Origin of the sequence: Variovorax paradoxus NBRC 15149, from assembly GCF_001591365.1 — a bacterium.
In the GTDB taxonomy this organism is placed as follows: domain Bacteria; phylum Pseudomonadota; class Gammaproteobacteria; order Burkholderiales; family Burkholderiaceae_C; genus Variovorax; species Variovorax paradoxus.
In genome coordinates this window covers 363,449-378,562 of sequence record NZ_BCUT01000002.1, presented here as the reverse complement: position 1 = coordinate 378,562, position 15,114 = coordinate 363,449, and the positions used below count along the sequence as shown (strand labels likewise).

Genomic DNA, 15,114 nt, shown 5'->3' with positions numbered 1-15,114 from the left:
TCCGCAACGAGAGACAAACCGCCGATGAGAAGCTCCTCTTCCCCGCTGACGCGCGCGCTGCTGATCGTGGCGCCGTGGCTGTTGATCCTCGCGCTCTGGTACGCCATCCGCGCGAGCGGCCTGGTCAATCCTGCACTGGTGCCAGCGCCGCACATGGTGCTGGCCAAGTTCGTCGAGCTGTCGCGCGGCAGGCTGTGGGAAGACATCTACATGTCGACGCAGCGTGTCTTCGTCGGTGTGGCGCTGGGCGTGTCGCTGGCGGTGCCGGTGGGCTTCTGCCTTGGCTGGTACCGGGGCCTGCGCAGCTTCATGGACCCGGTCATCAACTTCTTCCGCGCGCTGCCGCCGATTGCGCTGATTCCGCTGGTGATCGTGTACTTCGGCATCGGCGAGGCGGCCAAGACCGCGATTCTTTTCTATGCCTCGTTCTTCGCGGGCGTGATCGTCATGTACGAGGGCATCGCGCAGATCAGCCCGATCTACATCAAGGTGGCGCGCACGCTGGGCGCCAGCGACGTCGAGATCTTCGGCAAGGTGATCGTGCCGCTGACCATCCCGCACATCCTCACGGCGGTGCGCGTGGCGCTCGGCGTGGCGTGGGCCACGCTGGTCGCGTCCGAGCTGATCGCGGCGCAGCAGGGCCTGGGGGCGCTGATCCAGAACGCCTCGTCATTCTTCCAGCTCGACATCATCTACGTGGGCATCATCTGCATCGGCGTGATCGCGCTCGTCATGGACCTGCTGCTGCGCCTTGCGACGCGCCGGCTGGTGGCCTGGCAGGACCGCATCGCCTGAAGGAGGGCCGCTTCGCCATGACGCCACAGCAACCCATCCGCATCAGATTCGACCACGTGTCGGTGGATTTTCCGACCGAGCATGGCCCCATGCGCGTGCTCGACGACGTGTCGTTCGACATCCGCAACGGCGAGTTCGTCTCGATCATCGGCCCCTCGGGCTGCGGCAAGACGACGATGATGAACATCGTCGGCGGCTTCGTCCAACCCACCAGCGGGCAGGTGCTGCTCGATGGAAAACCGGTGGCCGCGCCCGGGCCCGACCGCGGCGTGATCTTCCAGGAGTACGGCGTGTTCCCGTGGCTCACGGTGCGCCAGAACATCGAGTTCGGCCTGAAGCTCTCCGCGAACCGCGTGCCGGCCAGCGAGCGCGAGGAGATCGTGCAGCGCTACATGCAGCTGATGGGGCTGTCGGACTTTGCGGGGCATTTTCCCAAGCACCTGTCGGGCGGCATGCGCCAGCGGCTCGCGATTGCGCGGGCCTACGCGGTGCGGCCGGAGTTCCTGCTGATGGACGAGCCCTTCGGCGCGCTCGATGCGCAGACCCGCTCGGCCATGCAGGACCTGCTGCTGCAGGTGCTGCAGAGCGACGGCAAGACCGTGATGCTGATCACGCACTCGGTGGAAGAGGCGATCTATTTGTCCTCGCGCATCGTCGTGGTCACGGCGCGGCCGGCGCGCATCCGCACCGTGATCGACATTCCCTTCGGCTATCCGCGCGCGGAGAACCTGCACGAGGACCCGCGCTTCGCCGAGCTGCGCGCCCACATCCGCGAGCTCGTCATGCAGGAATACGCCGCGCAGGCCAGGCAGGCCGTGCGCATGTCGGACTAGCTGCTTTCACCACCCCGCCACAGGAGACACACCATGGCCCTTCGACGCAGACAACTGATCCAGGCCGCCGCCGCCGGCGCGGCCGCACTGGCCGGCGGCATGCCGGCCTTCGCCCACGCGCGGACCAAGGTCAAGGTGGGCTACCTGCACACCCCGGCCGTGGACGGCCACATCTGGATCGGGCAGGAGAGCGGCGCCTTTGCGAAGCAGGGGCTCGAACTGGAGATGATCCAGTTCACCACCGGCCTGGAGCTGTTCCAGGCCATGATCGGCGGCAGCCTGGACATGCTGTCCACCGGCGCCGTGGTGTCCAACTTTCCGGCGCGCGGCCAGGGCAAGGTGTTCCTGATGAACAACATCGAGTATGCGACGGCCCAGCTGTGGGTGCGCGAGGACGCCGGCATCAAGACCGTGGCCGACCTCAAGGGCAAGCAGATCTCCACCACCACGGGCACCACGGCGCACGTGTTCCTGGACCGCGCGCTGCGTTCGGGCAAGCTGGATCCGGCCAAGGACGTGAAGCTGGTCAACCAGCGCATGACCGAGGCCGTCACCTCCTTCATCTCCGGCGCGGTGCCCGCGGTGGCGCTGTGGGTGCCCTTCGATTCGGTGATCCGCCAGAAGCTGCCGAGCGCGCGCAAGCTGATCGATGCCTCGGCCTTCTTCCCCGAGGCCGCCATCATGGGCGGCTGGGCCGCGCGCAACGACTACTACGACAAGAACCGCGCGGTCATCGCCAAGCTGATCGCCGCATGGGCCGAAGTCAACGACGTGGTCACCGGCAAGCCCGACGCCGCGGCCGAGATGCTGCAGAAGACCCAGTACAAGGAAGTGCCGCTGGCGGACTTCAAGGAGCAGTTCAAGGCCTCCAAGTACTACACCACCGCCGAGTGGCGCACGCGCTACCAGGACGGCACGGTCACCAAGTGGCTGCAGCAGGTGACCGACTTCTTCGTTGCCAATGCCAACATCCAGGGCGCGCTGAAGGCCGAGCAGTACTTCGACGCCAAGCCCTTCCTGGAGACCGTCAAGGCATGACGGCGGGCGCCGGCGGCTACGACTACATCATCGTCGGCGCCGGTTCGGCCGGCTGCGTGCTGGCCAACCGCCTGAGCGCCGATGCACGCTGCCGCGTGCTGGTGCTCGAGGCGGGCGGGGAGGGCGGCGCCTTCTGGCTGCGCATGCCGATCGGCTACTTCCGCACCATCTACGATCCGCGCTATTCATGGCAGTTTGCCGTGGAGCCGCAGGAGGCCACGGGCAACCGCGCCATCGTGTGGCCGCGCGGCAAGGTGCTGGGCGGCTCCAGCGCGATCAACGGGCTCTTGTACATCCGCGGCCAGCATGCCGACTTCGACGACTGGGCCGCCGTGGCGGGCGCGACGGGCTGGAGCTTTCGCGAGGTGCTGCCGTACTTCAAGAGATCCGAGCGCTACCAGGGCGGCGAGAGCGAATACCACGGCGCCTCGGGCGAGCTGTGCGTCTCGGACCTGCGCAACGAACATCCCTACTGCGCCGCCTGGATCGAGGCGGGCGTGCAGGCCGGCCACGGCCGCAACCCGGACTTCAACGGCGCGCGCACCGAAGGCCTGGGCGCCTACCAGCTGACGCTGCGCGGCCACTGGCGCTGCGATGCGGCCACGGCCTTCCTGGCGCCGGTGCGCGCCCGGCCGAACCTCAGGGTGCTGACCGGCGTGCACGTGACGCGGGTGCTGATCGAGCAGGGCCGCGCGGTCGGCGTGGAATGGCTGCAGGACGGCGAGCTGCGCAACGCGCGCGCGGACACCGAGGTGCTGCTGGCCGCGGGCGCGCTGCAGTCGCCGCAGCTGCTGCAGCTGTCGGGCGTGGGCCCGGCCGGCCTGCTGCGCGCCCATGGCATCGCGGTGCAGGCCGATGCGCCGCAGGTCGGCGAGAACCTGCAGGACCACTACCAGGCGCGCGTGATCGTCAGGCTCAGGAAGCGCATGTCGCTGAACGACCAGGTGCGCAACCCGCTCGCGCTGGCCACCATGGGCGCGCAGTGGCTGTTCCGCCAGCGCGGCCCGCTCACGGTGGGCGCGGGGCAGGTCGGCGGCATGGTCTGCAGCCCGCATGCCGAGGGCGGCCGGCCCGACGTGCTGTTCAACGTGATGCCGCTGTCGGTCGACAAGCCCGGCGATCCGCTGCATCGCTTCTCGGGCTTCTCGGCCTCGGCCACCCAGTGCCGGCCGCTGTCGCGCGGCACGGTGCAGATCCGCTCGGCCGATCCGCTGGCGCCGCCGCGCATCGTTTCCAATTACCTGAGCGATCCGCACGACGCCAAGGTGCTGGTGGCGGGCCTCAGGATGCTGCGCGAGATCTACCGCCAGCCGGCCTTCCGCGACCTGGTGACGGACGACGAATACCTGCCGGGGCGCGAAGCCGCCGACGATGCCGCGCTCGAGGCCTTCGCGCGCCACAAGGGCGGCACCGTGTTTCATCCCGCGGGCACCTGCCGCATGGGTGGCGATGTGCGGTCGGTGGTGGACTCGCAGCTGCGCGTGCGCGGCATCGAGCGGCTGCGCGTGATCGACGCCGCCGTGATGCCGGCGATGGTGTCGACCAACACCAATGCTGCGTCGATCATGATTGCGGAGAAGGGGGCGGCGCTGGTGCGGGAGGCGCAAGGGGGCCAGCCGTGAGGCCGCCAGGCACAAATCACCGGATTCCGTGATTCCCAGAACTGCAGCCACATGTAACAGTTCGCGGCCTTAGGAAGCCACGCTGAGGTCCCTTGCGGGGCGCGCATTCCGCACTCGGTGCCGGCTTCGCAACGGACCCGAACCATGCCCTTCGCCCAGCGCCGGCGCCGCCCCTTGCGGCAGACACAAAAAATACATGTACTGACACTTTGTGTGCTGACCGCGGTGGCCCTGCCGGCGCAGGCGCAGATCGACCCGGGCGCGCTGGACCGGCAGAACCAGCTCATCGAGCGCCAGCAGCAGGAGCGGCTGCGCCAGGACCAGGAGCGTGCCTTGCCGCAGCGCCCGCCGCCGGGCGGCACCGACCTGAGGTCCATCGAGCCGAAGGTGTCGGTGCCCGACCTTGGCGCGCCGTGCCGCGACATCCGCGAGATCCGCATCGGCGGCGCGAGCCGGCTGCCCGAGGACGTTCGCGCCGCCATCACGCGCGACTACGCGGGCCGCTGCCTCGGCGCAGCGGAGCTCGAAGCCGTGCTGGCGGCGCTCACCAAGAGCTACATCGACCGCGGCTTCATCACCACGCGCGCCTACCTGCCCGCGCAGGACCTGCGCGGCGGCGTGCTCGAGATCGCGGTGGTGGAGGGCCGCATCGAGCGTTTCGAACTGCAGCAGACGGGCCGCAGCGCCGGCGCGGTGTCGATCCGCGGCGCCTTTGCGGCAAGCCCCGGCGACCTGCTGAACCTGCGTGACCTGGAGCAGGGCATCGACCAGCTCAACAGCCTGTCCTCGAACGAGGCCACGCTGGACGTGCAGCCCGGCAGCCAGCCCGGCCGCAGCGTGGTGGTGGTGCGCAACAAGGCGCGCCTGCCGGTGCATCTGTTCACGAGCTACGACAACACCGGCACGCCGGCCACGGGTGAGAAGAGCGCTTCGGCCACGCTCAGCCTCGACGGCCTGCTGGGCTTCAACGAGCTGATCGCGATCACGCGCCGCCAGTCGGTGCCGCACGACCGCGAGCACAACTCGGCCATGACGGCGCTGCGCGCCTCGGTGCCCTTCGGCTACAGCACCTTCAGCCTCGACGCGAGCGAAAGCGCCTACACCAACACGCTGGTGCTTCCGAGCGGCAGGAAGCTGGCTTCCGAAGGGCGCACCGCCACGCAGAGCCTTGGCGTCGACCACGTGGTGTACCGCGATCAGGCGAGCCGGTTGTCGATGTCGGCCCGGCTCGCGGTGCAGGACAGCCGCAACTTCCTGGGCGGCGAGTTCCTTTCGGTGAGCAGCCGCACGCTGAGCACGCTCGACCTCGGCGCCGCGGCCTTCACCCAGCTGGGCGGCGGCGTGCTGAACGCCCGCCTCGGCTTCGTGCGGGGCCTGTCGATCCTGGGCGCGCTCGAAGACCAGCCGGGGCTCTCCGACAAGCTGCCGCATGCCCAGTTCAGCAAGTTCACGCTCGACCTGGGCTACAGCCGCCGTTTCGAGGCCGGCGGCCAGCCGCTCGTGTGGTCGAGCCAGTTCAGCGGACAGCACAGCCGCGACACGCTGTACGGCTCGCAGCAGATCCTGGTGGGCGGCATCGCCTCGGTGCGCGGCTCGCTGCTCAACACGCTGAGCGGCGACAACGGCTACTACTGGCGCAACGAGCTCGCCTGGCCCTGGCAAACCGTGGCGGCTGGCGAGGCGCTGACGGGCCGCGTCTACGCCGGCTACGACTTCGGCCGCGTGAGCAACCGCGCGGACGGCGTGCCCTCGGGCTCGATGTCGGGCGCCACGCTCGGTGCCTCGCTGCTGTGGCGCGGGCTCAGTGTGGACGTTTTCGCTTCGCGCGCCCTCCACCTGCCGGCCCCCATGAAGCGCGAATCGACGCGCGTCGGGGTGCGCCTGTCCTATTCGCTCTGAACCCGCGCTGAAAGGCCTCTCATGAACCACATCTATCGCGTCGTCTGGAATGCCGCTTCCGGCTGCTGGGCCGCCGTCGCCGAAAGCGCACGCGGGCACGGCAAGGACAAGGCCAGCAAAAAGCGTTCGCGCCTGGCCGCGGCGGCGGTGCTTGCGGCCGCGCTGTCGGCTGCGCAGGCGCAGGTGCCTTCGGCCGTGCTCGCGCCCGGCGGCCAGGCCACCATCTACGTCTCGCCCAACGGCACGACGGTGGTCAACATCAATGCCGCCAATGCGGCCGGGCTGTCGCACAACCGCTATCAGCAGTTCAACGTGAACGCGAACGGCCTGGTGCTCAACAACACGACGAGCGCGCAGCAGATCAACTACCAGTCGCAGCTTGCCGGCCAGCTGCTGGCGAACTTCAACATAGTCGCGCCGGCGAACGTGATCCTCAACGAGGTGGTGAGCAACAACCGCAGCACGCTGGCCGGCTTCACCGAAGTGCTGGGCAACAAGGCCGACGTGGTGCTGGCCAATCCCTACGGCATCACCTGCTCGGGCTGCGGCTTCATCAACACCGACCGGGTGACGCTCTCGACCGGCGTGCCCTTCCTCGCCGCGAACGGCGCGCTCGGCGGCTTCAACGTCAACCAGGGCAACATCCTGGTGACGGGCAGCGGCCTCAATGCCACGGCGCAGCAGGTGCTGGACCTGGTGACGCGCTCGGTGCGGCTGGAGGCCGCCGTCAACGCGAAGGACCTGGGCATCTTCGCGGGGCCGAACCGCTGGGACTACGGCACGCGTGCCATCACCGGCAGCGCGGATGCGCTGGGCAGCGCACCGGCCTACGCCATCGACAGCTCGGCGCTGGGCGGCATGTACGCCAACCGCATCCGCCTGATGGCCACCGAAGCGGGCGTGGGCGTGCGCATGCTGGGCGACGCGGCGGCCAGCGCCGAGGACTTCACGCTCTCGGCGGCCGGCCGCATCGAGCTGCGCAACCGCCTGTCGGCGCAGCGCGACGTGCTGGTGGCGAGCAGCAGCGCCGATGCCGCGGCCATCGCGCTGGTCGATGCCACGCTGACGGCCGCGCGCGATGCCCGGCTGAGCGCGGCGCAGGGGGGCCTGGCGCTCGAGCGCGCCTCGCTCATTGCCGGCAATGACCTTGAGGCGAGCGCAGCGCGCATCGACGCGGGACAGGGCTCGCGCCTGCAGGCGGCCGGCGCGCTGGAGGCCCGCGCCACCGCGGGCGAGCTGGCCCTGGGCGCCGCGGCCGTGCGGGCCGGCGGCGACCTGCACCTGGCCGCGGCCGGCCTGCTCTCGACCGCGGCCGGCGACGGCCAGGGCGTGCAGAGCCTTGGTGGGCAGCTTGCCATCGAGGCCGGCCAGGGCATCGCCAATGCCGGCACGATCACGGCCGACCAGGGCAACGTCACGCTGCGCGCCAGCGGCCTGATCACCAACAGCGGCCAGGTCAACGCGGGCCGCAACCTCGACATCGCCGACGCTGCGGGCGGCGCGACACAGGCAGTCGACAACCGCGGCAGCCTGCTGGCGGGCCAGTCAATGGCAACGCACGCCGCGGCCATCGACAACAGCGGCTGGATGCAGGCCGGCAACGCCAACACGATCGAGGCCGCGAGCCTGCGCAACAGCGGCAAGGTGATTGCGACCAGCGGAAGTGCCACGCTGCACCTGGCGGACACGCTCGCCAACACAGGCAGCGTGCGCGCGGCCCAGGACGTCATCGTGGCCGGCCGCGAGGGCGCCGCGGCCGTGCAGAGGCTGGACAACGGCGGCGACCTGCTCGCCGGCCGCGCCATGGATCTGAACGCCGCCGCGCTGAGCAACCAGGGCGGCGGCTGGATCCAGGCGGCCACGGGTTCGGCCGTGCGCGCCGGCACGCTCGACAACGCTGGCACCTGGCTGCTGTCGCAGCAGGCCGGCGCCAGCGACCGCATGGACATCGCCGGCACGCTGCTCAACAGCGGCGTGGTGCAGTCCGCGGGCGAGCTTGCGGTCACGGCCGGCGCACTGGACAACCGCCGCGCCATCGCCGCCGCCGGGAATTTGGGCGCCGACGTTTCGGGCGGCATCCGCAACGCCGGCGGCGCCGTGCTGCAGGCAGGCGGCACGCTCTCGCTCGCGAGCGGCGGCGCCTTCGGCAATGCGGCGGGCGGCACGCTCATCGGCGCCAACGTCGCGCTGAGTTCGGCGCAGGGCCTGGACAATGCCGGCGTGGTGGACGCCACCAGCGGCGGCGCGGCCGTGCGCGTGGATGGCGCCATCGCCAACAGCGGAACCATCCACGCCACAAGCTCGCTCGGCATCGCGGACCGCAGCGGCGGTGCGGCCGAGGCGTTCGGCAACAGCGGCAAGCTGCTCTCGGACGGCAGCCTCTCGCTGGCCGCAGACAGCGTGCGCAACGAGTCCGCCGGATGGATCCAGGCCGCGGGCGGCAGCCGCGTCGACGCCGGCGCATTCGACAACGCGGGCACCTGGCTGCTGTCCACGCAAGGCGGCGCGGCGCCGAGCCAGGTGAACGTGGCGGGCCTGCTGGCCAACCGCGGCACGCTGCAGGCGCTGGGGGATGCGAGCTTCAGCGCGAGCCGCATCGACAACCAGGCAGGGGCCCTGCTGCGCACCGGCGGCCGGCTGCAGGCCAACGTCAGCGCGGCCGACGGCCTGGGCAACGCCGGCACCATGCAGGCCGGCAGCACGCTCGGCGTTTCGGGCACCGGCAGCACGCTCGCCAATGCGGGCCTGATGCTGGGCGACAGGCTGGCGATCTCGGTCGGCGAGATCTCGAACGCGGGCACGATCCAGGGCGGCAGCGCCGCGGACTCCAGCATCGCGGCCACGGGCAGCGTGGACAACCAGGCCGGCGCGACCCTCACGCTGGCCACCGCGAGCAGCGGCGGCGGCACGCTGTCCGGCCAGCGCATCGCCAACGCGGGCATGCTGCAGTCGCTGGGCGCGCTCACGCTCGGCGTCGGCAACGGCGGGCTCACGAGCCAGGCCGACGGCACGGCGGGGCACGGCGACATCGTGGCCAACGGCGCATTGACGCTGCAGGCCCTTGGCGCCAACAGCTACACCGCCACCGTCGGCGGCACGCTGCAAAGCGGCGGCCTGCTGCGCGTGGCTGGCGATGCGAATTCCACGCTGGCGCTGAACGGCAATGCGCTCGGCGATTCGATCGACGTGGACATCGGCAACGTGAGCGTCGGCGCGCGGGCGGCGATGGTGGCGCAGTACACGCTCGATCTCGACGCCGCCGCGCTGTCGCTGGCGGTCGAAGGCAGCGGCGCGGACGCCAGGACCGGCCGCATCCTTGCCGCGGTGGACACCGGCCGCCAGGGCAGGGGCACGGTCCGCGTCTCGAATGCCTTCACCAACGACGGCCTGCTGTTCTCGGCGCACGACCTCGAGGTGCAGGCGCCCTCGATCACGGTGGGCGCGACCGGCGCGATCTCGGCGCTCAACGACCTGGAGGTGCATGCCAACGGCGGTACGCTCGACCTCTCGGCCGCCACGCCCAACGCGCAGGCAGGCAACCTGAACAATGCAGGCCTGCTGTATGCGGGCCGCATGCTCACGGCCCAGGCCAACGGCACGCTCGTCAATACCGGCGACATCCACAGCGACGACAGCCTTTCGCTGCGCGCGAACACGCTGCTCAACAGCCGCATCATCGACGCGGGCAACGACATCGCGATCGTGGCGGCCACCCTGAAGAACGAGGTGCCGGGGCTCGAGCGCATCACCACGCGCGGCCCCGACAGCGCGCACACCGCGATCGCCTCGCGCGACGACGTCCACAAGGGCACCGCGGATGGCGGCAACAAGGACGAGGCCACGCTGTACCAGTACAGCTACACCACCACGCAGTCCTACTCGGAGCCGCCGCCGGAGGTCGCGCCGCAGATCACGGCCGGGCGCCACATGCAGCTGGCCTTCCACGAGGGCCGCAACATCGGCGGCACCATTTATGCCGGCGCGAGCATGAACCTGCAGGGCTTCTCCTACGACGCCGCGCAGGCGAACGGCGCGCTGCATACGGGCCTGGGCATCGTGGACGATGCGGGCCACGGCTTCCAGCTCGGCGGCGCGAAGTTCACCAACGACAACCTCGCGCTCACCACCACCACGCACGTCGTGCGCTACTCGCGCACGACAAAATACATAGCGCTCGGTCCCGAGATCGACTATAGAGACCGCCTGTGCGACCGCAACGGCACATGGGACGCAGTCTGCTACACCAGCGGCTACGAAGACAGCCCGCAGTCGTCCAGCGCCAACAACGTGCTGAGGGCGGGCCTGTACACCGCGAGCCTGCGCGGCTCGGGCTTCAGCCTCGTCAACAACGGCTCCACGGCGCAGGACGTGGGCAGCAACCAGAACCTCGACGGCGTGCGCGAAGCTGCGGCGCCCGCGTCGACCAACACACCGCGCACGGTCGGCCAAGGCGCGTTGCCCGGCAGCGCCGTCGGCCGGGGTCCCAGCATCGCCGCCGACGCTGTTGGCGCCGCGGCCTTTACCGGCAGCACGGGCACGCGCCCGCTGCCGGCCATGTCCTTCCTGGACGCCAATGCCGCCAACGGCGTGCGGGGCACCTCCTTCGGCGGCATCAACATCGCGTTGCCGGCCAACCCCAACGGCTACTTCGTGACCGCGCAGTCGCCGGGCGCGAGATACTTGGTGGAAAGCAATCCGCTCTACCTCGCGGGCACCGCCTCGGTCGGGTCGGACTACCTGACCCGCCTCCTGGGCTACGACGCCGACAAGCTGTCGATGCGGCTGGGCGATGCCAGCTACGAAGCCTGGCTGGTCAAGCAGCAGATCATCAAGCAGACGGGCAGTGCGGTGCTGGCAAGCTACCAGGGCGCGGACACGCAGATGAAGGGGCTGATGGAAAGCGCCGCCACGCAAAGCGGCTCGCTGGGCCTGGTCTACGGCAAGGCGCTCACGCCCGAGCAACAGGCTTCGCTCAGGCAGGACATCGTGTGGATGGTGCAGACCGAGATCGGCGGCAAGACCGTGCTCGCGCCGGTGGTCTACCTCGCCCAGGGCACCAGGAACAAGATCGCCAGCGGCGCCGTGATCTCGGCGCAGGACGCCGACCTCAGCCTCACATCGCTGACCAACACCGGCGGCACCATCGTGGGCGGCCGCTCGCTGGTGATCGCGTCGGCCGGCGACATCACCAACCTGTCGGGCCTGATCAAGGGCGGCAACGTGAGCCTCAGCTCGACGCAGGGCAGCATCGTCAACAAGACCGCCAGCGAGGGCGGCGGTGGCGAGCATTTCTACAACACGGTGCTCGGCAAGACCGCGGGCATCGAATCGACCGGCACGCTGGCGCTGGACGCGAAGAAGGACATTGCGAACCTGGGCGCCACCCTGAACGCCGGCACCGATGCGAGCCTGAAGGCCGGCGGCAACGTGACCTTCGACACCATCGAGAAGAAGGAAACGAGCAGCACCTTCTCGAACATCCAGGTCAAGCACGGCAGCGGCACCAAGGACAGCACCACGACGAGCATCACCCAGGTGAAGTCCGGCCTCACGGTCGGCGGCAACCTGGCGGCGCAGGCCGGCAACGACATCACGCTGGCCGGCACCGACGCCAAGGTCGGCGGCAATGCCGACCTGCAGGCTGGCAACAACCTCAACATCATCGCGCGAGAGAACACGACGACGACGCACACCGAGACCAAGGCGAGCGGCTTCGGCATGAACAGCTCGCTGTACGGCACCACAAAGACGACCGAGGATTCGCTGTCGGTGCGCAACGTGGGCAGCAGCCTCGAAGTGGGCGGCAACGCCAGCCTCGCCGCGAAGAACGACATCACCGTCCAGGGCTCGAACGTCGACGTCAAGGGCGACGGCAAGATCAGCGCCGCCAACGTCAACGTGCTCGCGGGCCGCAACTACGACGAGACCCACACCACGACCACGAACACGGGCGTGATGCAGGTCGGCGCCTCCGGCAAGGGTTCGGCCAGTGCCGCCGCGGCATCGAAGGCCGGCTCGGGGCGCGGGCTCGCCAATGCCTCGGCCGAGGCGTCGGCCGGCGCGGCAGGCAAGGGTGCCGCGGGCCTGGCCTTCAGCTCGACCACCACCACGACCACCGACACCACCGACCTGCGCCACGTCGGCTCGAACCTGAGCTTCGGCGGCAACCTCGCAGTGGATGCCTCGAAGGACCTCACGCTGCAGGGCTCGACCGTCAATGCCGGCGGCAACGCGGCGGTGAACGCGCAGAACGTGAACCTGCTTGCGGCGGAGGACAAGAAGACCTCCAGCACCAGCACGACCACCACCAAGATCGGGCTGATGGCCAGCACCGACAACAAGGCGCAGTCGGGCGTGGGCGCCGCGGCCTCGGCCGCCGGCGGCAAGGGCAACCCGAACGCAGGTGCCGATGCGCAGGCCGGTGCCTCGGCCACCAGCGAGAACCACCTGGACGTCTTCCAGCAGACCAAGAGCACCACGCGCACGCTCGACACCACGCACCAGGGCTCGGCCATCAACGCCAAGGGCAATCTGGATGTGACGGCGCGCGACGGCCTGACGCTCGAGGGTTCGACCATGAGCGCAGGCAGGGACATGACGCTTGCGGCAACCGACATGAGCTTCAAGGCGGTGGACGACGTGCACCAGGTGTCGACCACCAGCAGCAGCACCACCGCGGGCCTCTATGCATCGGGCAAGGCGCAGGCCGGCGCGAGCGCCGAAGCCGGCGTGGGCATCGGTGCCAAGGCGGGCGCCCAGGCCAATGCCTCGGCCACGGGCGAGGTGGGCCTGTATGGATCGAACACGAGCGCGAGTTCCGTTGAAGGCTCGACGACAGCCGTGACCTCCGGCCTCTCGGCCGGCAACAACATCACGCGCAAGGCGGCCAACAGCATCACCGACGTGGGCACGCGCATCGAGGGCGGCGGCAACCTCGACCAGTCGGCCAAGACCATCACCAGCCTGGCGGCGGCCGACACCACCTACGCCTCCTCGGAGAGCACGAGCCACACCGCCAAGCTCGGCGTCTACGGCGAGGCCTCGGCCAGCGTCTCGGCAGAAGGGCAGGTCGGGCCGGGCGCCAGCAAGCAGTCGATGAACGTCGGCGTCGGCGGCGGCGTGAAGGCGAGCTACGAGTACGGCAAGGAAGCGGCGCAGTCCAACAGCAGCACGGCGGTCGTCTCCACCATCAGGATGGGCGGCAGCGTGTCCAGCAGTTCCAGCGGCAAGACCACGCTCGAAGGCACGCAGATTGCGGCGGCGAAGGACGTCACTCTCGAGGCCGGCTCGCTCGACTACAAGGCGGCGCAGAACACGGGCAGCAGCAGTTCCAGTTCGACCAGCGCGGGCGGCTCGGTCAAGGCCGACATCGTCAACAAGGGCGGCAGCGCCGAAGTCAGCTACCAAGGCGAGAAGAGCAGGGAGAGCACCAGCACCGCAGTGGCCGGCGGCATCGCGAGCGGGGGCAATCTGACCATCAAGACGCAGGGCGACACGCGCCTGGAAGGCACCCACATCGCCGCAGGCGGCGCGGCCACCGTCGATGCAGGCGGCAAGCTCGACTTCGAGGCGGCAAAGAACACGGCCTCCTCCAGCAGCGAGCAGGTCGGCGTGGCAGCCGGCGTCACTGCGACCAAGAAGGGCGGCAGCGGCAGCGTGGACGTGAGCGTCGGCAAGTCGCGCAGCAGCCTCGACCAGGACGTGGCGGGCAGCATCTCGAGCGGCAGCGGACCGCTGACACTGCGCAGCGGCGGCGACGCCAGCTTCACCGGCACGGCCATCGCCAGCACTGCCGGCGACGTGACGGTGGCGGCCGGCGGCAACCTGGCGATGAACGCGGCGCGCACCATCGCCAGCAGCGAGTCGCTCAGCGTCGACGTCTCGGCGGCGGGCGGCGGCGGCAACAAGGAGAAGGTCATCGCCACGGGCAACACCTTCGTCGGCAGCACGCCGGCCGACAAGGGCACGGCCGTCAACCACCGCAGCGGCGCGGCCTCGCTCGGCGTCGGTTCCTCCAAGTCCGACAGCAACACCGCCACGGGCGGCGGCATCACGAGCGGCGGCGGGAAGATCAGCCTGTCCTCGGGCGGCAATACCTCGCTCGAGGGCACCCAGGTGGCGGCCGCCAACGGCGTGGCGGTCGATACCGGCGGCAGCTTCGAGACCAAGGCGGCCGTCAGCACCAGCAGCTCGCAGGTGGTGGGCTTCTCGGCCTCGGCCTCCGGCTCGACCATGACGCCTTCCAGCAAGACGGGCGCCAAGACGAATCCTCCGGCCGGAGCGCCTGCGCCTGCGCCGGCCCCGGCTCCTGCAATCACGGCACCGCCCGCGCCCGCGCCCGGCACTGGCAAGCCGCCGGCCACGCCGCCTCCCGCAACGCCCGGGTCCGGCAAGCCGCCGGCGGTTTCCCCTCCGCCCACGCCCGGCAGCAGCGGCAAGCCACCGGCCGTACCGCCGCCGCCCACGCCTGCGCCGAAGCCTCCCGCTTCTCCCTTCGAGCAGCAAAAGGGCGGCGGCATGGCGAACGTCTATATGGACAAGCAGAAGAACACCACCGTGCAGAACACCACGATCAGCGGCGGCGCGGGCGGCATCGTCGTCAACCAGGGCAAGTCCACGCCCGGCGCGCAGCAGATCAGCGCCAGCGTGCCGCTGCCCGCCGCCATGCCGCCGGGCAAGGCGCCCAAGGCCCTGACCAGCGACGGCAAGCCGCTGCCCGCATGGCTGAAGTTCGACCCCAAGACCGGCACCTTCCAGGGCAAGCCGCCGGCCGGCATCAAGGGCGAGCTCAAGGTCAACGTCAGCGTGCCGCAGGCCGATGGCACGACCAAGACGGTGCCGATGCGCTTCTCCGGCCAGTGAGACACGGAAGTTGTTGAGAGAATCCAGGCCCGCCCTGCCGCCGGCATGGCCCGATGAAAGAAGAA

The 15,114-nt window shown here is 70.0% G+C and carries 6 protein-coding genes; all 6 read left to right on the top strand.

Features of this window, described 5'->3' with window-relative positions; translation table 11 throughout:
- Positions 1-24: 24 nt before the first annotated feature.
- The 6 genes from VPA02S_RS16615 (at position 25) to VPA02S_RS16590 (ending at position 15,049) form a co-directional block, all read left to right on the top strand.
- On the top strand, positions 25-795 hold the full coding sequence (locus VPA02S_RS16615; protein ID WP_062364815.1) for an ABC transporter permease: 771 nt from the start codon (positions 25-27) through the stop codon (positions 793-795).
- 17 nt (positions 796-812) lie between these two features.
- Positions 813-1,628: an ABC transporter ATP-binding protein gene (locus VPA02S_RS16610; RefSeq protein WP_062364814.1), complete on the top strand. Its 816-nt coding sequence runs from the start codon at positions 813-815 to the stop codon at positions 1,626-1,628.
- A 33-nt stretch (positions 1,629-1,661) separates the two neighbouring features.
- Entirely contained in the window at positions 1,662-2,666 is a 1,005-nt protein-coding gene (locus VPA02S_RS16605; RefSeq protein WP_062364813.1) for an ABC transporter substrate-binding protein, read from the top strand.
- Entirely contained in the window at positions 2,663-4,288 is a 1,626-nt protein-coding gene (locus tag VPA02S_RS16600; RefSeq protein ID WP_018907197.1) for a GMC family oxidoreductase, read from the top strand. Before VPA02S_RS16605 ends, VPA02S_RS16600 begins: the two co-directional genes overlap by 4 nt.
- 213 nt (positions 4,289-4,501) lie before the next feature.
- Positions 4,502-6,187 (top strand): ShlB/FhaC/HecB family hemolysin secretion/activation protein, encoded by a 1,686-nt coding sequence (locus VPA02S_RS16595; protein ID WP_018907198.1) that lies wholly within the window; start codon positions 4,502-4,504, stop codon positions 6,185-6,187.
- A gap of 21 nt (positions 6,188-6,208) precedes the next feature.
- Entirely contained in the window at positions 6,209-15,049 is an 8,841-nt protein-coding gene (locus VPA02S_RS16590) for a hemagglutinin repeat-containing protein (protein WP_062364812.1), read from the top strand.
- Positions 15,050-15,114 lie beyond the last annotated feature (65 nt).